The organism is Maribacter spongiae (assembly GCF_047345125.1).
In the GTDB taxonomy this organism is placed as follows: Bacteria; Bacteroidota; Bacteroidia; order Flavobacteriales; family Flavobacteriaceae; genus Maribacter.
The window spans coordinates 197,888-219,541 of record NZ_JBLFEQ010000004.1 but is presented as its reverse complement, the minus strand read 5'-3'; the positions used below and the strand labels follow the sequence as shown (position 1 = coordinate 219,541).

The 21,654-nt window shown below is 38.5% G+C and carries 17 protein-coding genes and 1 riboswitch; of the genes, 14 read left to right on the top strand and 3 right to left on the bottom strand.

Features of this window, described 5'->3' with window-relative positions; translation table 11 throughout:
- The first annotated feature begins 1,229 nt into the window (after positions 1–1,229).
- A riboswitch (TPP riboswitch) is annotated at positions 1,230–1,322 on the top strand.
- A 123-nt stretch (positions 1,323–1,445) separates the two neighbouring features.
- From thiS to ACKWB9_RS07515, 8 genes are read left to right on the top strand one after another with little or no spacing between them, the layout of a single operon-like run.
- Positions 1,446–1,649, top strand: coding sequence for a sulfur carrier protein ThiS (gene thiS, locus ACKWB9_RS07550; protein WP_414002401.1), 204 nt, complete (start codon positions 1,446–1,448; stop codon positions 1,647–1,649).
- 41 nt (positions 1,650–1,690) lie between these two features.
- Positions 1,691–3,550, top strand: a complete 1,860-nt coding sequence (thiC, locus tag ACKWB9_RS07545) for a phosphomethylpyrimidine synthase ThiC (RefSeq protein ID WP_414002400.1) — start codon at positions 1,691–1,693, stop codon at positions 3,548–3,550.
- Positions 3,550–4,155 (top strand): thiamine phosphate synthase, encoded by a 606-nt coding sequence (locus tag ACKWB9_RS07540; RefSeq protein ID WP_414002399.1) that lies wholly within the window; start codon positions 3,550–3,552, stop codon positions 4,153–4,155. Before thiC ends, ACKWB9_RS07540 begins: the two co-directional genes overlap by 1 nt.
- The gene (locus tag ACKWB9_RS07535; RefSeq protein ID WP_414002398.1) at positions 4,152–4,922 is read left to right on the top strand and encodes a hydroxymethylpyrimidine/phosphomethylpyrimidine kinase; all 771 of its coding nucleotides are present in this window, start codon (positions 4,152–4,154) and stop codon (positions 4,920–4,922) included. The genes ACKWB9_RS07540 and ACKWB9_RS07535 overlap by 4 nt, the downstream gene beginning before the upstream one ends.
- Position 4,923: 1 nt before the next feature.
- Positions 4,924–5,574 carry a thiamine phosphate synthase gene (thiE, locus tag ACKWB9_RS07530; protein WP_414002397.1) on the top strand — a complete coding sequence of 217 codons (651 nt, stop codon included), beginning with the start codon at positions 4,924–4,926 and terminating at the stop codon, positions 5,572–5,574.
- Between the two features lie 4 nt (positions 5,575–5,578).
- Positions 5,579–6,352 carry a thiazole synthase gene (locus tag ACKWB9_RS07525; protein ID WP_414002396.1) on the top strand — a complete coding sequence of 258 codons (774 nt, stop codon included), beginning with the start codon at positions 5,579–5,581 and terminating at the stop codon, positions 6,350–6,352.
- Between the two features lie 4 nt (positions 6,353–6,356).
- Positions 6,357–7,469: a 2-iminoacetate synthase ThiH gene (gene thiH / locus ACKWB9_RS07520; protein ID WP_414002395.1), complete on the top strand. Its 1,113-nt coding sequence runs from the start codon at positions 6,357–6,359 to the stop codon at positions 7,467–7,469.
- 5 nt (positions 7,470–7,474) lie between these two features.
- Positions 7,475–8,569, top strand: a complete 1,095-nt coding sequence (locus ACKWB9_RS07515; RefSeq protein WP_414002394.1) for a ThiF family adenylyltransferase — start codon at positions 7,475–7,477, stop codon at positions 8,567–8,569.
- Between the two features lie 574 nt (positions 8,570–9,143).
- Here the strand turns inward: ACKWB9_RS07515 and ACKWB9_RS07510 are convergent.
- Genes ACKWB9_RS07510 through kduI form a run of 3 tightly spaced genes read right to left on the bottom strand, consistent with a single transcriptional unit; the run spans position 9,144 to position 11,992 of the window.
- Positions 9,144–10,316, bottom strand: a complete 1,173-nt coding sequence (locus ACKWB9_RS07510) for a DUF4861 family protein (protein WP_414002393.1) — start codon at positions 10,314–10,316, stop codon at positions 9,144–9,146.
- 19 nt (positions 10,317–10,335) lie between these two features.
- Positions 10,336–11,130 (bottom strand): gluconate 5-dehydrogenase, encoded by a 795-nt coding sequence (locus ACKWB9_RS07505; protein ID WP_414002392.1) that lies wholly within the window; start codon positions 11,128–11,130, stop codon positions 10,336–10,338.
- A 19-nt stretch (positions 11,131–11,149) separates the two neighbouring features.
- A complete protein-coding gene (gene kduI / locus ACKWB9_RS07500) occupies positions 11,150–11,992 on the bottom strand; it encodes a 5-dehydro-4-deoxy-D-glucuronate isomerase (RefSeq protein ID WP_414002391.1) in 843 nt (280 codons plus the stop codon).
- Between the two features lie 124 nt (positions 11,993–12,116).
- Here kduI and ACKWB9_RS07495 point away from each other — a divergent pair, with 124 nt between their 5' ends.
- The 6 genes from ACKWB9_RS07495 (at position 12,117) to ACKWB9_RS07470 (ending at position 21,654) form a co-directional block, all read left to right on the top strand.
- Positions 12,117–13,328 carry a glucuronyl hydrolase gene (locus ACKWB9_RS07495; RefSeq protein WP_414002390.1) on the top strand — a complete coding sequence of 404 codons (1,212 nt, stop codon included), beginning with the start codon at positions 12,117–12,119 and terminating at the stop codon, positions 13,326–13,328.
- A 117-nt stretch (positions 13,329–13,445) separates the two neighbouring features.
- Positions 13,446–14,468 carry a LacI family DNA-binding transcriptional regulator gene (locus ACKWB9_RS07490; protein ID WP_414002389.1) on the top strand — a complete coding sequence of 341 codons (1,023 nt, stop codon included), beginning with the start codon at positions 13,446–13,448 and terminating at the stop codon, positions 14,466–14,468.
- A 46-nt stretch (positions 14,469–14,514) separates the two neighbouring features.
- On the top strand, positions 14,515–15,108 hold the full coding sequence (locus ACKWB9_RS07485; RefSeq protein WP_414002388.1) for an RNA polymerase sigma-70 factor: 594 nt from the start codon (positions 14,515–14,517) through the stop codon (positions 15,106–15,108).
- A 41-nt stretch (positions 15,109–15,149) separates the two neighbouring features.
- Entirely contained in the window at positions 15,150–16,325 is a 1,176-nt protein-coding gene (locus ACKWB9_RS07480; protein ID WP_414002387.1) for a FecR family protein, read from the top strand.
- A 229-nt stretch (positions 16,326–16,554) separates the two neighbouring features.
- A complete protein-coding gene (locus ACKWB9_RS07475; RefSeq protein WP_414002386.1) occupies positions 16,555–19,893 on the top strand; it encodes a SusC/RagA family TonB-linked outer membrane protein in 3,339 nt (1,112 codons plus the stop codon).
- Positions 19,894–19,902: 9 nt separating this feature from the next.
- Positions 19,903–21,654: a RagB/SusD family nutrient uptake outer membrane protein gene (locus ACKWB9_RS07470; RefSeq protein ID WP_414002385.1), complete on the top strand. Its 1,752-nt coding sequence runs from the start codon at positions 19,903–19,905 to the stop codon at positions 21,652–21,654.

Below are 21,654 nucleotides of genomic sequence, written 5' to 3'. Positions count from 1 at the left end.
CCGTGTTTTTCAGTAAAGTTGTGATGCATTCTGAACCACGAAGGAATTTGTGGACAGAGAAAGAAGTTTAAGACTTTACAATCAATTATAATGCTTTCAGTCCTTCCAATGTCGATTTGAACAACTTTTATGAAGGACAATGGTTACGTAAAGTCATAGGGTTTGTAGAAATCCCATCGGCAGTCCGCTCGGTGATTTTTGATTATAAAAAAATAAAGAGTATAGATACGAACTACTTTTTTTAAAAAACCTCGTCCAAAAGTTTCCGAAAAAAGAAATCAAAACTGACAAATACTCTGAATCAATTCTTGATTTTGAAAATGAATACAGAGTTTCATTGAACAAGAGTTGGATCATTTTGTAGAATGCTGATTCTTTGTAATGCGAATGGCCAAGGGGAATAGTCCTGCCTTGTTAGGTTTTTTTCGTAATACTATTTGTATACTAGTAGCTATTGGTGTCCAGTTTGTTTGCAGAAATCAAATCTGGCACAATGTTTTACAAAATGCTTCCTTCAGGGTAGGAATTTTTAATGAGTTTGGTGGGTACAACATAGGTACAACAATCTTTAATTTTAAATGTGTTTAGATAATACCAAATCACAATAAATAAAATTAAACGTGGTTTTAAATATTACAAATCAGCCTATTTTAATTGGCCGGCAAAATTAGAAAAAACTTAGGATCTAGTGCCGCAAGGTGTGAGAGTTCGAGTCTCTCCGCCCGCACTTTTTCAACTACAAATAAGTAGTCAAAAGCCTCTCAATTTTGAGAGGCTTTTTTTGTTTAGGTACAGCATATTATCATTTTCCAATCCATGTTATATGTTGTGATGTTTTTAAATATCACTATGTTTAACGTTGGTATAAACGAACATATTTTCATTGAATTTAATGTTGATATTTGTCCTCATTCTTTTATACATCCAAACTGGAGAAAATCCGATCAACATTATTGAAAGCTAAACCTGTAAACTGTTCTCTTGGTCCAGGTCGAAGTATAACCCATAAAAAATTGACAAGTCCTAAATAACCTTTTTGGGTTGTCAGTTCCATTTACGGACAAATGGCTTCTTTTGTATTCAATCCTTTTGATGGGATGGTGAAGATATAAGAGATCAAAGGATTTATACAGGTTCTTAAAACATCTTAAATAATGGATGCCTTTCATTTTTTTTTGATAAAACAACTTTTTACTGGTGTTTAATTATTTTATTTTCAGATATTTGTAATGAAACTTTAGGTGTAGCTAGTAATAGTTTGAGAAACAGCCTTTGAACCTGATTTGGTTAAAACCAACGTAGGGAAAAGTTAGAGTCTTTATGGATATTATATTTTCTTTGGGCTTCTGACCTCTTCTCTCTTATTCTCTGCTTTTTTGGCACTACAAACTAATTGGTTCTATTTTTTATATTGATTTTTATACGTGAATTATAGATAATACCATATGATAAATATTAGCATAAATGGAGATACACATACTTTTGACAAGCAGGTATCTTTACAATTAGTAATAGAAAAATTAAAAATTGATACCGACGGAATTGCTGTGGCAATAAATCAACATATTATTTCAAAATCAAAATGGAATAGCACAACACTTAACAATAGTGATAATGTATTGATTATTAAAGCAACCCAAGGCGGATAATCTTATAAACCAAATATTAAAGACGTTAAAACAAGTGCATAATGAAACAAAAAGATACAGCACCAAAGCAAGGAAAGATTACTAGAAATCCATTTCCCAATTCTAAAAAAATATACGTTAACGGAGAAATTCATCCTAATATTCGTGTGGCTATGCGCGAAATTGAATTGAGCGACACCATTGATTCTATGACTCAAAAGCGCACGCCAAATGAACCTGTTACCGTTTACGATACTTCTGGCCCATATACCGATATGTCTATTGATATTAATATTCATAATGGAATTGAACGCCTTAGAGAACAATGGATATTAGACAGAGGTGATGTTGAAGAATTGAGTAGCTTTTCTTCTGACTATTGTAACGAACGTTTGAGCGATGCCAGTTTAGACCATTTGCGTTTCAATCTTAAAAACTTGCCTAAAAAAGCTAAAGAAGGAAAAAATGTTTCTCAGATGCATTATGCGCGTCAAGGCATTATTACTCCAGAAATGGAATATGTGGCAATTCGTGAAAACCAACGCATCGATGAAATGACGCGCTTGTCAAAACAACACCCAGGACAAGATTTTGGAGCAAATATTCCACAAAAAATTACTGCAGAATTTGTAAGAGAAGAAATTGCAAAAGGTCGTGCTGTTATTCCTTCCAATATCAACCACCCTGAAGCAGAACCAATGATATTGGGTCGTAATTTCTTAGTAAAAATCAACGCTAATATCGGAAACTCTGCAACCACATCCTCTATTGAAGAAGAAGTAGAGAAAGCTGTTTGGGCTTGCCATTGGGGTGCCGATAATATTATGGATTTATCTACTGGAAAAAACATACATGAAACCAGAGAATGGATTATCCGCAACTCTCCTGTACCAATAGGTACCGTACCTATTTACCAAGCTTTAGAAAAAGTAAATGGCGTTGCCGAAGACTTAACTTGGGAAATTTTTAGAGACACACTTATCGAGCAAGCAGAGCAAGGTGTGGATTATTTTACAATACATGCAGGCGTACGTTTACGCTATGTCCCAATGACTGCAAAACGAATTACAGGCATTGTTTCTAGAGGAGGGTCTATCATGGCAAAATGGTGCTTGGCACATCATAAAGAGAGTTTTTTATACACTCATTTTGAAGAAATTTGTGAAATCATGAAAGCTTACGATGTCGCTTTTTCTCTTGGAGATGGTTTAAGGCCAGGCTGTATTGCAGATGCTAATGATGAAGCGCAATTTGCAGAATTGGAAACCTTAGGAGAACTAACTAAAATAGCTTGGAAACACGATGTGCAAACCTTTATTGAAGGCCCTGGACACGTGCCAATGCACATGATAAAAGCTAATATGGACAAGCAATTAGAAGCTTGTGGTGAAGCACCTTTTTATACCCTAGGGCCACTAACTACGGACATTGCACCGGGTTATGACCATATTACATCAGGAATTGGAGCGGCTATGATTGGATGGTACGGTACGGCAATGCTATGTTATGTTACACCAAAAGAACATTTAGGACTACCTAATAAAGCAGATGTAAGAACAGGCGTAATCACCTATAAGTTAGCGGCTCATGCTGCCGATTTGGCAAAAGGACACCCTGGAGCACAACACAGAGATGATGCCTTAAGTAAGGCGCGTTTTGAATTCCGCTGGGAAGACCAGTTTAATTTAGGCTTAGACCCTGAATTAGCTCGTGAATACCATGACGAAACCCTACCGGCAAAAGGGGCTAAAATTGCCCATTTCTGTTCGATGTGTGGGCCTAAATTTTGTTCTATGAAAATTTCCCAAGAAGTACGGGATTTTGCTGCCGAAAATGAAATAAAAGAAGATGTTGTTTTTGAAAAAGGCATGGAAGAAAAATCTAAAGAATTTAAAGATAAAGGTAGCGAAGTGTATCTATAATGCTCATTGTACTAACATCTGAACGAAATCTAAAAAATGAAGCGACACTTTTAAATCAATTATTTAAAAATGGTTTGGAAGTGTTGCATTTACGCAAGCCCGGTTTTAACGCAGAGGCTTATAGCACATTGCTTTCTGATATAGATTCGAGCTATTACAAGCGTATTGTGATACATGAACACCATGAGTTATGTAATACGTTTAAGCTCAAAGGCATTCATATTCAAGAGCAATATCGCTTAGAGTTATCGGCAGATTTGGAAGCTTATGTACAAGAATTTCAAGACCAAAAATATCTGGTAAGCAGTTCCTTTCATGAACCCGAAATATTGAATGCCTGTTCAACCGATTTTGATTATCATTTTTTGAGCCCTGTGTTTTCTTCAATTTCAAAACAAGGCTATAAAGGCAGAGGTTTTGATGTGAATTCGAGCTTAAAAAAAATTATTGGCATGGGTGGTATAAATTCAGAAAACATCACAAAAACAATTGCATTGGGCTATCAAGGAATTGGCGTGTTAGGTGGTATTTGGAATACCGATAAGTATTTGGATAGCTTTTTAAACATAAAAAACGCATACACTAGCGAAATAAGTAAACGTTGAAAATAAACCAGCAAATAGCAGACAGACCCTACGTCTTGACCATTGCAGGCTTTGACCCTTCTGGTGGTGCTGGACTGACTTCGGATATTAAAACCTTTGAAGCCTTGAAATGCTATGGGCTAGCTGTTTGTACGGCAAATACCATTCAAAATGACATAGAATTTACGACTTGCCATTGGACAACGACCAATATTATTATAGCACAATTAGATATTCTTTTTAAACGGTTTGAAATTAATGTTGTAAAAATAGGCATCGTAAAGAATTGGCAGGTACTTTCTGAAATTATAACAACACTATTACATTATAATCCTAATATCAAAATAATATTGGACCCTGTATTGAGGTCAAGCTCTAATTTTGAATTTCATGCTTCAGATGAAAATATTCTAGATGAGATTCTTGATAAGCTACATCTTTTAACACCAAATTTTCAAGAGATTAAACAGTTATATCATCATAAAAATACAGACGAAACTATTCAGCATATATCAAGCAAAACCAATCTATTGTTAAAAGGCGGCCATAGACCTGATAATTTAGGCCAAGACGTATTAGTGACTTTAAATGGAAAACAATACGATTTGAATCCAGGAGCTATAAACCACAAAGAAAAACACGGTAGTGGTTGCGTGCTATCGTCAGCAATTTCGAGTCATTTAGCATTAGGTGAGCCGCTATTAACCGCATGCAGTAATGGCAAACGATATACAGAGCAATTTTTAAGCTCTTGTAAGCACTTATTAGGATATCACACAAGCAATTAGTATGATTTCAAAATTACAATATATCACTCAGGGAGACACGCCAGAAAAGCACTTAGAACACATCAATAATGCTTGTAGCGCTGGTGCAGAATGGGTACAACTTAGGCTTAAGAATATGACTGAACAAGTCATGTTAGAAACGGCAACAAAAGCAAAAGAAATTACAAGCCATTATCAAACCCGATTAATTATCAATGACCACTATAAAATAGCTATTGCTGTAAAAGCAGATGGTGTTCACCTAGGAAAAAAGGATACTTGTCCTACAATAGTTAAAAAAACATTAGCGTCTTGGCAAATAATTGGAGGTACTGCCAATACGCTTGAAGATTGTCAGAATCTTATAAAGAAAGGTGTTAATTATATTGGTTTAGGCCCTTTTAAGTTTACCAATACTAAAAAGCAGCTTAGTACCATTTTAGGCAATGACGGCTATAAAACTATTATGGATAAATTAAATACTAATATACCAATTATTGCAATTGGAGGTATTGAGGTTGCCGATACGAAACAACTCTTAGATACTGGCGTTTATGGCATTGCTGTTTCAGGTGCTATTACTACTAATTTTAATGCTATTTCTAAATTTAATAACATACTAAAAGGCCCTATAACAAACGAACAAGTTTGGAAAGTGCCAAACGAAAAATAAAATCATGGCGAGTACACTAAAAATTGCAGATAAAACATTCAATTCTCGATTATTTACGGGAACAGGCAAATTTAGCTCTACACCCTTAATGAGAGAAGCTTTATTGGTTTCGGAAAGCGAACTTATTACAGTGGCCCTAAAAAGAGTGGATATTAAAAACGAAGAGGACGATCTAATCAAACACTTGGCACACCCTAACATTAATTTGTTACCAAATACTTCAGGTGTTCGTGATGCTAAAGAAGCTGTTTTTGCAGCACAATTATCCAGAGAGGCCTTAAATACCAATTGGATAAAATTAGAAATTCATCCAGACCCAAAATATTTATTACCAGACCCTATAGAGACTTTAAAAGCAGCTGAGGAGCTCGTAAAACTTGGTTTTGTAGTCATGCCTTATATTCACGCAGACCCTGTATTATGTAAACGCTTAGAAGATGTTGGCACACAATGCGTCATGCCTTTAGGCGCACCAATAGGAAGCAATAAAGGCCTAAAGACATTAGAGTTTTTAGAAATAATCATAGACCAGAGTAATGTTCCTGTTGTTGTAGATGCTGGTATAGGAAGCCCTAGTCATGCCGCACATGCTATGGAATTAGGTGCGGACGCCGTATTGGTAAACACTGCAATTGCCGTATCTCCTAATCCAAAGAACATGGCGATAGCATTTAAACTCGCTGTAGAAGCAGGACGAATTGCCTATGAAGCAAAATTAGCTCCAATAGTTAACAAAAAAGCAGAGGCCAGCAGCCCTTTAACTTCATTTTTGAACTAAAATCATGCAGACGTTTAAAAACTTATTTGATACGTATAATTGGGAAGATGCCCTAGCAGGTATTTTAAACAAAACAGAAGCTGATGTCTTAAAAGCATTGCGTAACACTAAACGTGATTTAGAAGATTTTAAAGCCTTAATATCCCCTGCTGCTAAGCCATTTTTAGAAGAAATGGCACAACAAAGCAGAATGCTTACACAAAAAAGGTTTGGGAATACCATACAAATGTACGCGCCCATGTATCTAAGTAATGAGTGCCAAAATATCTGTACCTATTGTGGGTTTAGCATGACCAATAAAATTCCACGACGCACCCTAAGCGATTCAGAAATTCTAAAAGAAGTCGCGTATCTAAAAAACAAAGGGTATGACCATATTCTTTTGGTCACTGGAGAAGCTAATAGAACCGTTGGGGTTGATTATATTAATAATGCCATAACATTAATTCGGTCTCACTTTTCTAATATTACCATAGAAGTACAACCGCTAGACCAAAATGATTATGAATTATTAATAGAGAATGGCCTGTATGCTGTTTTGGTATATCAAGAAACCTATCATCGTGAAGAATATAAAAAACACCATCCCAAAGGACGAAAATCTAATTTTGATTACCGATTAGATACGCCAGACCGATTAGGAAAAGCAGGTATTCATAAAATAGGATTGGGTGCTTTATTTGGATTAGAAGACTGGAGAGCTGATAGTTTTTTTACAGCCTTGCACTTAAAATATTTGCAAAAAAACTATTGGAAAACTAAGTATTCTATCTCTTTTCCTCGATTACGTCCACACGCTGGAGGCTTAGAACCAAAAGTAGAAATGACCGATACCGATTTGGTACAGCTTATTTGTGCGTATAGATTATTAGATGAAGATATAGAATTGTCTATGTCTACTAGAGAAAGTGAGGTGTTTAGAAATCATATTATCAAATTGGGCATTACATCTATTAGTGCAGAATCAAAAACCAATCCGGGAGGTTATGCCGTAGAGCCTCAGTCTTTGGAACAGTTTGAAATTTCTGATGAAAGAAGTACCGAAGACATCGAAAAAATGATTCAATCTCAAGGCTACGACGTTGTTTGGAAAGATTGGGAAAATAGCTGGGCTTAATACAAATGATAACACAAGAAGAACAAATACAATACAGCCGACATCTACAATTGGATGCCATTGGTTATGAAGGACAAAAGCAATTAAAAAACGCTCGTGTTTTAGTGATTGGTGCTGGTGGTTTAGGCTGCCCCATATTGCAATATTTAGTTGCTGCTGGAGTCGGTCACATCGGTATTGTAGATGATGATATCGTACAACGATCCAACTTGCAACGCCAAGTCTTATTCACGTATTCCGATATTGGGGAACACAAAGCAAGCGTCGCCAAAAAGCGAATGGAATTGCTAAATCCTTTCATTAAGATTGAAGCTTATATCACAAGATTAAGTCCTGAAAATGCTAAAGAGCTTTTTGAAGCTTATGACATTATTGTTGATGGTACAGATAATTTTCCATCACGCTATTTAATTAATGATGCTGCCTGTTTATATGCCAAGCCTGTTGTTTATGGCTCTATATATAAGTTTGAAGGACAAGTTTCGGTGTTTAATTATCAAAACGGCCCTACGTACAGATGCTTATTTCCAAAACGTCCAAAAATTGGCAGCATGCCCAATTGCTCTGAAATAGGTGTTATGGGGGTTTTACCGGGAATTATTGGTTGCCTTCAAGCAAATGAAATCATTAAAATTATTTGTAAACTCAACGGTGTCCTTTCTGGAAAACTATTAACCTTTGATAGCATTTCACTATCCCAAAACATATTGCATTTTGATAAGACCGAAAACGCTAATATTATTGAATTGCAAAACTCCTACGAAGCCACGTGCACAATTTCAGATAAGATAAAAGAAATAGAAGCGCATCAATTAGAACAGTTGAAAACTTCCCACACCTTGTTGGATGTAAGAACAGCATTAGAACGCCAAGAATTTCATATTGGAGGGCTGCATATTCCATTAGATAAATTGGAACACCGCATTTCTGAAATTCCACTAAACCAACCCATAATTGTTTATTGCCAATCTGGAATACGAAGTCAAAAAGCTATTGAAAAAATGTTAGAGTTAGGGTTTGCCACGCCTCTATTCAACTTAAAAAATGGGATTGTCAAACTCATATGTTTTAAGGAAGGTTACACAGGTCTAAACAATTAATTGTATAGTCTTCCGTCGGAATATTTATTGTTCAAAATAGCGGACGTACAAGAAAAAAATGAAATCTGTTTGAGGTGAATTTTAAATGGGCCGTTTATTACCTGTCCCGATATTTGATCTAGATTTTCTATTTTATTGAAAAAGCTTCAATCATTTATAGCTCATCGTATTGACCCTATAGAAAATCAAAAAGAAAAGTTTAAATAGGTGTTAGGCATACAAATAATACACATTTTTACATAAAACACACACAACTTTTTGCTTAATTATTTAGTATCCTTGTATGGAGTTAAGTAAGGTAAATATTATTGACCTAATGAAAATAACAATTGAACTATTTAAACCATGGTTTAAATAGTTTGAGTTAGTTTTTTAAGTTCAGGTGAGAGGGGGGATATTATATCTCCCCTTTTAATTTTTTAACTGTTCGAGTTTTGACAAAATGAGGGTTGCTTTAACAACAGTTGATCGGGTGGCGATATAATTTAAATCGGTCAAGGTTATGATATAAAGTATCCCTGCCGTTACCTGATAATGGCTGCAAATATATGGTATAGGAGGTGTAGGATATATTTTATGGGACCAACTCAATTTTTATGGGCGAATTGATTTTTTTTGAGTACAGGTCCAAATAGTGTTCCCATGCTTCCCTGGTCTTGAAATGGCCGCTTTCTTTCCACCCAAATCCGGTATAATAGGTTACTTTACCATTATTTGTCCGTAGGTGTACATAGAGATTGCTCAAATCCAGGGTTTCGGTCTGGTAATTGTCAACATCTAAAAAAGGATGTTCGCTAACGATTCCTGTCCCAAGTTCGGAACCCTCATGTGGTTCCCAATGACTGGCCCATGTGTTGCTTGTCCCAATATTGATTGTTCCCTTTTTCTCATGTAATGTCAGTCCAGCGGCTAATTCATCCATACCCGTTACGGTTACTTCAATTTTTGAGAGGTTGCTGCCTCGATCAAGACTAATGGTCTTGTATTCTTTGATGGTTCTTCCGTTTGCATCCCATGCGTCGTACACTAACATAAAACTGGTCCGTAAAGGCCCCGTGCATATAGTTTTGAAATCGATATAATTTTTTGAAAAATTGTAGTTATCCCCATTTTTAATTGCGGTACCTCCAACACCTCTACTTATGCCCACATGGAAATTGTCCAGTCCTTCTCCTGTATCTTCATGGTAGCTCCCAACGCCTTGGGTCGCCTTTCTATACCATTTATTTATAATGGGGTATTCCACTTTTTTTAACCATGCATCCACTCCGCTCGAAAGTGTACCGCCCCCAATACCGTTTTCATGCATACGCTGGGCCGTTGGCCCAAAGACCCTAAATGCGACACGATCGTTTTCCCAGGCATAGTCGTCTGTACGTTCCGGTACAAATCTGGAATAGCAATATTCTATGGTTTTTTGATTCTTTTGCTCCGTACGCGCTATAATTTTAAAATTCTTTTTGGATTTTGGCGCTAAATTCGGTTGAAACAAAAGAACATCCATGGTTCCATCATTATCCGTATCCACTAATTGGGTAATCAATTCCTCCCCGGTTTCCATATCCAAAATTGCCAAAGCCCGTAAATCTTCGATCCCCAAAAAATTGGTTGTGAGTTCCACGGTTTCGTGGGACCGCTCCACCTCAAGGGTATTTATGGCAGATATGATCATCGTTTTTTGGTGATCTGTACATGCCAATGTTAGCAGGGCACCCAACATGATGCCGATAATTCTAGATGATTTCATTTTGTTCGGTATTTAATGATCAGTTTTCATTATGGGGTTTGCCAATAGTGGCCAGTATGCCCCCATCAACATAAAGAATGTGTCCATTTACAAAGTTACTTGCCCTGGAGGCCAAAAAAATGGCCGCTCCTTGTAGGTCATCCGGGTCGCCCCAACGTGCCGCCGGGGTTCTGTTGATAATAAAATCATTGAACGGATGTCCGTTTACCCGTATGGGAGCGGTCTGTTCGGTAGCAAAATATCCAGGACCGATTCCGTTGACCTGAATATTATGTTTGGCCCATTCCGTAGCCATATTCCTGGTCAACATTTTTAACCCTCCTTTGGCGGCGGCATAGGCACCGACCGAATTTCTGCCCAATTCACTCATCATGGAGCAGATATTGATAATTTTTCCACTTCCTTTTTTGATCATGTCATGAGCTACATATTTTGACATAATAAAAGGGCCCACAAGGTCTACGTCTACCACGGCCTTAAAATCGGATACCTCCATATCCGCCATAGGGGTTCTTTTGATAATGCCCGCATTATTGACCAAAATGTCGATGCCGCCGAGTTCTTTGTGGATGATTTTGACCGCCGATTTAACGGCCTCTTCATTGGTGACATCAAATAAATACCCATGTGCATTGATTCCCAGGGATTGGTATGCTTTGACCGCAGCGGCAATTTTTTCTTTTGATGAATGCCCGTTCACGGCAATTGTAGCCCCGGCGTTGCCCAAACCTTTGGCAATGGCCATCCCCAACCCATGTGTGGCCCCTGTAACGAGCGCTATCTTTCCTGTAAGGTCGAACATATCTGTTTTCATATATAAGAAGGGTATTGGGTTATCTTAAATCTTTTATATCGCAAAAATCCATATCGCCATAATCCAAATTTTCACCGGCCATTCCCCAGATAAAGGTGTAATTACTGGTGCCTGATCCGGAGTGGATGGACCAGGGCGGGGAGATTACGGCCTGATCGTTTGCCATCCATAGGTGCCTGGTTTCTTGGGGAGTACCCATAAAGTGGCATACGGCCTGGTCTTCCGGAACCTCAAAATAAAAATAGACCTCCATACGCCTGTCATGTGCATGTGCGGGCATGGTATTCCATACACTTCCTGTTTTAAGTTGGGTCATGCCCATTTGAAGTTGGCAGGTTTCAACAATACTGTTTACGATCAATTTTCTAATAGTACGCGCATTGGCGGTCTCCATGGATCCCATTTCAACGATTTCCGCTTCATCCGGACCTACTTTTTTGGTCGGGAAGGATGTATGGGCAGGAGTGGAGTTCAGATAAAATTTTGCAGGAGCGTTCACGTCATCGCTCTCGAACAGGACGTTTTTATTTCCCCGGCCTATGTAGAGCGCTTCCTTATGTTTTAAATGGACTTTTTGATTGTCCACGGTCACGGTCCCATTGGCACCGACATTGATGATTCCCAATTCTCTTCGTTCCAGAAAATAATCGGCTTTTAAAGGATCGATGGTTTCCAGGGCCAAAGCCTGGTCACTAGGCATGGCACTGCCTACCATAAACCTATCATAATGGGAATATACCCATTTAACCTTATCTTTTTGCATTAAATCCTGCACCAAAAATTCATTTCTAAGTTCTTGGGTATCAAGTTTTTTTGTTTCCTTAGGAGATGCGGCGTACCTAACTTCGTAATCAGTTGTCATTATTGATCGAGATGTTTTAATTAATTGATGTAAAAGTAAAAAAAATATACAATCGATTGTATTATTTGATGGGTTTATTTACATTTGGGTCTACGGTATTGTTCAAATAAACACAATGAATATTATGAAACGTTTAAAAAATGGGGTTTTAAGTCTACTGTCTGTACTTGCGGTTTTAAGTTGCGGTGAGAAAAAACCGGCCCAGGAGGTAAAGCTTACCGATAAACAACTACTAATTGAAATTGAAGGGCAATATGAAATGTTGCATACCACGGCAACTCCCCATATTTCAGAAGAAAATTATATTCCAAGAACGATCAATGATGATGGTACCACGAGGTTTGTGGGCAATTACAACTGGACCAGTGGTTTTTACGCAGGTTCATTATGGTATTTATATGGCCTTAATAATGACGCTAAATGGAAGAAAAGAGCTATTGAGTATACTGAAAAGTTAGATACGATACAGTATTGGGGAGGGAATCATGATGTTGGTTTCATTATGGAATGTAGTTATGGGAACGGAATCAAATTTTCAAATGATAAAGCCGAAACATATGATAAGATCATTGTACAAACGGCCAAGTCATTGGCCACACGTTTTGTTCCTAAAGCCGGGATTATCCAATCATGGAACAGCAGCAGTCGATGGGATTGTCCCGTAATTATAGATAATATGATGAATTTGGAACTCATGTTCCATGCCACCAAAATATCCAGGGATTCTACCTATTATCAAATTGCCGTATCGCATGCGGATAATACGATTAAAAACCATTATAGGGAAGACAATAGCTCAATACATGTATTGGATTACGATAGGGAAAATGGTGAAATCCTTCAAAGGAAGACAGCTCAGGGCTTTAAAGACGATTCTGCCTGGGCCAGGGGACAGGCTTGGGGATTATATGGATTTACTGTATGCTATAGGGAGACTAAAAACGAGGCATACTTGAAACAGGCCAAAAAGATAGCCAATTTTATTAAAAGCCATCCCAATCTTCCCGAAGACCAAATACCGCTTTGGGATTATGATGTAACCGCTGAACCCGATACGGAAAGAGACGCTTCGGCGGCGGCCATTGCCGCTTCTGCCATGATAGAGCTTAGCACTTTTGTTCCCGAGGAAGAATCAAAAGAATATTTGCAATGGGCCTACAGAATATTGGAAAGCCTTACGTCCAAGGCCTATAGGGCCGAGGTAGGGACCAACAATGGATTTTTATTGAAACATTCTGTTGGGAGCATCCCCCACAACGTAGAAATAGATGTGCCCTTGAACTATGCCGATTATTATTACCTGGAAGCGCTGTACCGAAAAAAATTCTGGTTTTGATTTATAGGAACATCCAAACCATTTATTTAAAAAAGCATGAATTCTAAGGGAATACTGTCCATTATAAAAACATACAGAAAATAATCGTGATTAGGTAATTGGGTGTTAAAGGCGGGAATGCAAAAAAAAAGGGTAAGCATACACGAAATAGCGAAATTGTTGGACATTCACAGTTCAACGGTTTCCAGGGCATTGAACGATAGCCAAAAAGTGGCTCCCAAAACCAAGCAACTTGTTTTATCAAAGGCGGAAGAACTGGGTTACAAACGTAATCTAATCGCTTCCAATCTTCGTAAAAATAAGACAAACACCATAGGGGTAGTGGTTCCCAGGATATCACGTCATTTTTTTTCGTCCACTATTGCAGGTATTGAAGAAGTCGCCTATAAATCTGGATATCAAATTATCATCTGCCAATCTTTGGAAGAACTGGATCGGGAAAAGAAAATCATCAATAACCTTATCTCGAACCAAGTAGATGGGATATTGATCTCATCCTCTATGGAAACTACCGAACATGCACATATACAATTGGCAAAGGATTATGGGATTCCCATCGTGTTCTTTGATCGTCATGTGGAAGGTTTTGATAGCAACAAGGTACTTATTGATGATTACCGGGCCGCTTTTATGGCAACGGATCATTTGGCGAAAAGGGGATGTGTATCCATAGCGCATTTTGCCGGCCCTCAGGGGCTTGAAATTTATAAAAACAGGCTTAAGGGCTATAAGGAAGCTTTAGAAGAAAATAGGATCCCCTATAAAGAGGATTTTGTGCTGTTATCCCGATTGATGGAGAAAGATGGGGCCAACTTGGCCAAAAAACTGCTAAAATTAGAACCTGCCATAGATGGGTTGTTTTCCGCCAATGACACGGCGGCCATGGGGGCAATGAAATATTTTAAACAAAAGAACATCCGCATTCCGGAAGATGTGGCCATTGTAGGATTCAGTAATGAACCGGCCTCCGAAATAATAGACCCTCCATTGACTACGATCGATCAATCCGGTATGACCATGGGCAAGATGGCATTGGATCTGTTGCTGGATCAAATAAATGGGAAAGTGACCGCCCACAAGACCATAATTATGCAATCCAGATTAATTGAACGGGGTTCAACCGGTAAATTTAATATGTAATTGATCGTCTTGCATGTTGTTTTAAATATTTCAACCAAACCTAATTATGGAGCAAATAGAACTTCATACATTAACGGATCATCAGCTTTTATCTTTGGTAAAAGGAGGAAACCAACTCGCTTTTAGTCAAATTTATGATAGATATTGGGAAAGATTATATTCGTCTTCTATAAATGTTCTTAAGGATAAAGGGCAGGCAGAGGATGTTATCCATGAGGTATTTATTAATATATGGACAAAAAGAGATAAAGTTGAAATTCATAATTTGAAGAACTATCTTTTTCGTGCCGTCAAAAACCAGACACTTTTAAAAATCCGGAATGAAAAGTTTTTGGAATTGCATGAAGAAATGATCGTTAATTTATGCTCGCCTCCTATTATAGAAGAAAAGTTAGCTCATAAAGATCTAAAATTCAAAATTGAAATAGCCGCAAAATATCTTCCGCCACGTTGCAAAGCTATATTCTTCATGAGTCGTTATCAGGAGTATTCCATAAAGGAAATAGCTGAACATTATAATATATCGCATAGAACCGTAGAGAACCAATTGCATATTGCGCTTAAACATTTGCGCAATAAATTGGGTGATATAATATACCAACTCTTGTTCTTTTCCTATCTATTGGCCAATACCTTTTAGAGGTGATTCCGGCCTATTTATGTTAAAATTTATTTTTTTATGTGAGTCTTAACCTTGTTTTTGCATCATATACAAAAGATGCCATGACTAAAAGAGATTTTTTTGATTTACTTGTTAAGTTCGAGAAAGGTAAATGTTCCAAAAAGGAAGAAGATTTACTTTTTGCGTTTTACGAAACTTTCCAAAAGGACAATGTAATGGACTCATGGAGTTTGTCCGATAAAGAACAGACAAGAATTAAATTGTTTCACAGAATCAATAAGAGTATAAGGGATGAGAAGCGCAATAAAACAATAAGACAAATATTGGTCCGGTCTTTGCGCATTGCAGCACTTTTTATTGGTCTTATAGGGATAGGCTATGTTTATGAAAAGATTTCATCATCATCTACGGTAACCATAACGCCCACAGATGCCATAACCTTAGAATTTGAAGATGGGAATATTAAAACCATACTGGAGGACGGGAGTGAGAAGATTTTGGATAGCCATGGAAATATAGTTGGTCAACAAAAAGACGGCCAGTTGGTTTATAAACAAACCAATGTATATAAAAAATTGATATACAATACGTTGACGGTTCCTTATGGAAAAACTTTCAAACTTCTTTTGTCCGATGGGACCGTTGCTCATTTAAATTCCGGTTCATCGCTTAAATATCCTGTCCAATTTTTGGAAAACATGGAAAGAAAAGTATTCGTTACGGGCGAAGCGTTTTTAGATGTAGCAAAAGACCCTGAACATCCATTTACCGTACATGCAAACAATTTGAACATAAGGGTATTGGGAACACGATTCAATGTCAATGCTTATCCGGAGGATGAAAATACCCGTGTTGTACTGGTGGAAGGCTTGATCGGATTGTATGTAGATGCGGAAGAATTTAGCACCGAAGAAAGTACATATGTAGAACCCGGACATCAGGCCAGTTTGGATAAGAAAAGTAACGAGATTAAGATCAGTCAGGTATCGACGGATATTTATACTTCCTGGGTGAATGGGGAATTGGTTTTTAGGGATATGACTTTTGACAACATCCTTAAAAAGATGGAAAGACATTTTAATGTGAAGATCATTAATAAAAATAAAACACTTTCAAAAGAAAAATTCAATGCCGGCTTTGGCCTTAAACCCAATATTTATGAAGTTTTAGAGGAATTGAAAACGATATACCACATTACGTTCACGATAGAGGACAATACTGTAATCATCAACTAATAAACTAAATAAAAAAGCCTATGTAAAAAAATCATAAAATAAAATACCAACGATTTGAGGATTACATTGGTTTCCGGATAGTTCTGGAAAAAAAATCGGAAAATGAGGCAACATTTTCCGATTGTACAAATGTGATCAAATTAAAACAACCACAATTTAACACTGTAAAAGTATGAAAAAACCACCTATATCTAAAGATTGGTGCTACCTATTAAAGTTTGATCTTAAAATGAAAATTGGCTTACTATTGTTTCTTGCAAGCTTGTTTACGCTACAAGCCAATGAAACATATGGGCAAGGCGCAGAAATTTCACTCAATCTCAACAAAGTTTCTGTTGGTGAATTTTTGGATGAAGTTGAAAATAGAACGGAGTATCGTTTTATTTATAAAATCAAAGATGTTGATTTGAAGCGCATTGTGACGATCAATGCGAATAAAGAGCAGATATCCACTATTTTAAATAGCATTTTTGGAAGTTCGGAAACTGCCTATAACATTGTAAGAAAGAGAATTTATCTCACACGGCAATTTAATAAAGACGTACCTGAAAGAAAGGCTAATGAGCAAGCAAGTAATCCCGGGCCAACGCAGGAGCTGACCATTACCGGAACCATTAAAGATAACCAAGGTCAGCCATTACCGGGTGCCAGTATTATTGAAAAAGAAACGAAGAATGGCACCCAAACCGACTTTGATGGGAATTATTCCATTACGGTCTCTGGCGAAAATGCCGTTTTAAGTATTTCCTATATTGGTTTTGTGACCAAAGAAGTTATGGTCAATGGGCAGAGTACCATTGATATTACCTTGGAAGAGGACACCGCTAAGTTGGATGAGGTCGTCGTACTTGGTTATGGTGCCACGAGCAAAAGAAAAGTCACATCGGCTATATCTACAATACAGGGGAAAGAATTGGTAAAGGCACCTGCGGCAAACCTTGCGGCATCTCTTGCGGGAAAACTATCAGGGGTAATTACCAATCAAGGGACCGGCCAACCGGGTTTTGATAATGTTGAATTTAGGATTAGGGGGATAACTTCGTTTAGAGGAGGACAAACACCATTAATTATTGTAGATGGTATTGAAAGGCCTTTCACCAGGATCAACCCCAATAACATTGCCAGCATTTCCATTCTAAAAGATGCTTCGTCAACGGCTGTTTATGGAAGACGTGGGGCAAATGGAGTAGTTTTGATTACTACAAAAAGAGGCTTGGAGGGTAAACCAAGTTTTGAATATACGGGTCGGTTTGGGCTACAATCCCAAACCAGAAAAGTTGAGCTAATGAATGCGGCCGAGTATTCCCGATACCTAAATGAGGCAAAAGTCAATATTGGGGAAGAACCTTTATTTACCGATGAGCAAGTAGCGGGTTTTGAAAATGGAACATTGCCATCTTACGATTGGTTAGATGCTCTTTTAGGCGGTTCGGCCGCACAGCAACAACACAATGTAAGTGCCAGTGGAGGTAATGAAAGTACCAAATACTTTGCATCTTACGGATTCTTAGATCAATCGGGCTTGTATGGCGCATCCTATTTTAAACAACATAGCTTACGTCTTAACATTGATACTGATTTTACCGATAATTTCCGGGCCGGTTTAGACCTATTAGGACGTTTGGAGGATAGGAGCACCCATGCCGGGGCAGGCTCATTATACCAGGGAGCGGCTTTATCGAATCCTACCTTAAACCCTTTTCCCGATGTTCCGGGTGTTCCGGATGCGCTCGGGCCCAACGGTTTTAGCGGATCGCCCATTGGACAGGGGGAAAGAAGTGGTACCAGCGAAAGGGATAACAATGTTTTTCAAAGTAATATAAAATTTGAATATGATGTTCCGGGTATTGATGGGTTATTGGCAAAAGCTTTATATTCTTACGATTATACGACCACCAAGAGCAACTTATTTCAAATACCCTATACCTATTATGCGTTCGATGGAACAACAGAAGAATATGTAGAAGTTTTAGCGGGGAGCAATGAGAACATTTTATCCTCGGAATCAAGAACCGAAAGCATAAGACAAACGTTACAATTAAGTCTGGATTATAAAAAAGAATTTGGAAATCATGATATTGGAGCCTTGGTATTATATGAGCAAATAGAAAATGATTTTAATCTTCTATCGGCATCCAGAAGAGGTTATATTTCTACTGCCATACCATCGTTGTTCGCAGGTAATGTAAATAACGACAGTAATAATTCTTTTGCCAATGAATCGGCCTCGAGAGGTTGGGTAGGAAGGATCAATTATGGTTATAAGGACAAATACCTCATTACGGCCGCTACCAGAGTGGATGAATCGTTCGCTTTTGCCGAAGAGTTTCGTACAGGGATTTTTCCTTCCATATCGGCGGCATGGGTCCTTTCGGAAGAACCTTTTCTTGTTGATTCCAAAGCGATCAATTTCTTAAAGTTGCGAGGATCCTGGGGAGAGGTTGGAAATGATGCGGTAAATCAGTTCCAATACCTTTCTACATTTAGTTTTAACGGAGGGACCATTGTGAACGGCATTTTTAACGATGGTATTTCAAGTAACGGCATTCCTAACCCGAGCATCACCTGGGAAACGGTGACCAGTACCAATATTGGGCTGGATGGTAATTTTTTGGATAATAAATTTGCATTGGAATTCGATTATTTTTGGAGGAAGACAACAGATATCTTGGATACGCCCACGGGAGTCGTTCCGGCAACCTTTGGCGCGGGAATATCGCCGAGACCATTGGGGGAGTTTGATTCATGGGGGTTCGAGACCGTATTATCACACTATAACAATATTGGTGATTTTAATTTTAGTTTGGAGGCAAATGTAAGTTGGTTTAACAATAAGATCGTTAAGTTTAATGAACCGGGCGACATTAACCCCGCTTTGTCTAGAATAAATAGAAGATTTGGGGAACGAATCGGATATATAGCGGAGGGTTTATTTCAGTCACAAGAAGAAATAGATGCACATGCCACCCAATTTGGGACACTGGCACCCGGCGATATTAAGTATCGTGATATTAATGGTAGGGACGAAGAAGGTAACCTTACCGGATTGCCGGACGGGCAGATAAATCCGGATGACAGAACGGTGATCGGTAAACCAGGTTTTACCAACTTGACTTTTGGCTTTAATATAACCGCAGATTATAAAGGAATTGACTTTCAGGCCAATTTTCAGGGAGCTTCGGACTTTACTAGGGATATTAGGCCCTTCCCATTTGAAAGGGATGGCAATTCCTTAAAGATACTTGTTGATTCCTGGAGGCCCGGTAATGAAGATGCGGCATATCCAAGACTTACTGCCGGTGATTTAACACCTAATAACGGACAAGCCAGTGACTTTTGGCTAACAACCGTACACTACCTCAGATTAAGAAATTTGGAAATTGGGTATAATTTTGACTATAGCCTAGTAGATAATTTGGGTATTCAGAGTCTAAGGGTTTATTTTTCCGGAAACAACCTGCTCACCTTCTCCAACTTGGATTGGAGAGACCCTGAAGGATTCTCTTCCAATCTTCCTTTTTATCCTCAGGTTAAAGTAATATCACTTGGTTTAAATGTTAAATTTTAAAAAAAAATCATGATAAAGAAATTATTGATAAAAAAAGCATTTATCGTGGCGTGCCTAAGTATGCTCTTTACGGCGTGTAGCGATGATTTTCTGAATAAAGTTCCATTGGACAGTATAAATTCCGATTTAGTGTTCACTGATAAAGCATTGGTACAGGCCAATTTGAACAACCTGTTGGGCAGGTTGCCTAGTGGTCAGTATAATGGGGGATCGGCAGGATACGGCAACAATTATATGTTGGCAAGTATTTGTGATGAGGCCCGTGCTAAAAGTGGATGGATTCCGGCGAACAATGTTATTATTGCGGGGTCTTTAAGCCCTTCGAACACAGCAGGTTTTGGTAATTGGAATAGTTCCTATAGTAATATAAGAGTGGCCAATGATATTATAAAGGGATTGGAAACCTCGCCATTGGATGAAGAATTTAAGGCAGGTATTGCGAATCAGGCCCGTTTTATGAGAGCCATTTTTTATTTTGATTTGGTAAGGCGATATGGTGGTGTACCCTTGGTAAAAGAGGCGCAGGAACTGACCGAAGATTCTGATGAATTATTTATTCCAAGATCATCACAGGCAGAAAGCTATGCCTATATCAGTGCTGAACTGGAGGCCATTACCGATATGTTGCCCGATCTATCCGAGTCACCTTCGGGTAGTATCACCAAGCAAGCAGCCATAGCGTTGAACGCTAGGACATTACTGTATGCGGGACAATTTTCTGCCGCAGCCGCAGCCGCCGACAGGTTGATTACCGGTGGTGATAATGACGGATTGGATCTTTTTGGTGCAAATCCCGCGACGGCCGATGAAGCAGAAAGCAATTTAAGGGAACTATATTTATCGCATGGAGGAAACCCAGAGACCATTCTTGAAAAGCTATTCGATAATGAGATTCGATGGCATCAATTTGGTAGGGGCAACTGGCCTTTACGTTGGAGATCGGGTAACGGAGGGCAAACATGTCCGGTACAAGAGTTGGTGGACGATTTCCAAATGGTGGAAAATGGGTTGGATATTGAAAACCCTGCTTCGGGCTATGACCCCGATTTTCCATATGATGGCAGAGATCCCCGTTTTTATGTAAACATTTTTTACCATGGATCTGAAGGGTTGGAAGGAATTGCACCCAGCCAAGGGGAACCTTTTATAGACATGGAATGGAATACGACGGGCGCTTTTATTGAAGGGCCTGGTCCGGCAAAAAACGGACTTGCCTCTATTACAGGATATCTGGTAAAGAAATTTGCCGATCCCAGTGATGGTTTTGGACCTGAACGCAGTGATCTTTCATATCAAAACATTCGATTTGCAGAAGTTTTGTTAATTTATGCCGAAGCTGAGAATGAAGTCAACGGTCCTTCGGCCAAAGTTTATGACGCCGTTAATCGTATTCGTAGAAGGGCCGCACTTCCCGACCTTGCTCCAGGACTATCAAAAGATGAGATGCAAGAAGCTATTCGTCAGGAAAGAAGAATCGAATTGGTATTTGAGAATCACCGTTATTTTGACTTGATTCGATGGGGCATTGCAGAAGAGGTATTGAATGGTTACCAACCAAAGGGGATGCGCGTTGAGCGCAGGCCAGGGGCTCCTTCCAAAGATGATGTCGCCCAAATATTTGACCCTTTGCAGCTTACGTACACCCCTTTTGATGTTTTGGGGAGACAGCAAACGTTTCCGGCCAGCAATAACTTATTGCCCATACCCCAAAGTGAAATCGATAAATTTCCAACGCAGTTGGAGCAAAACCCCGGTTATTGA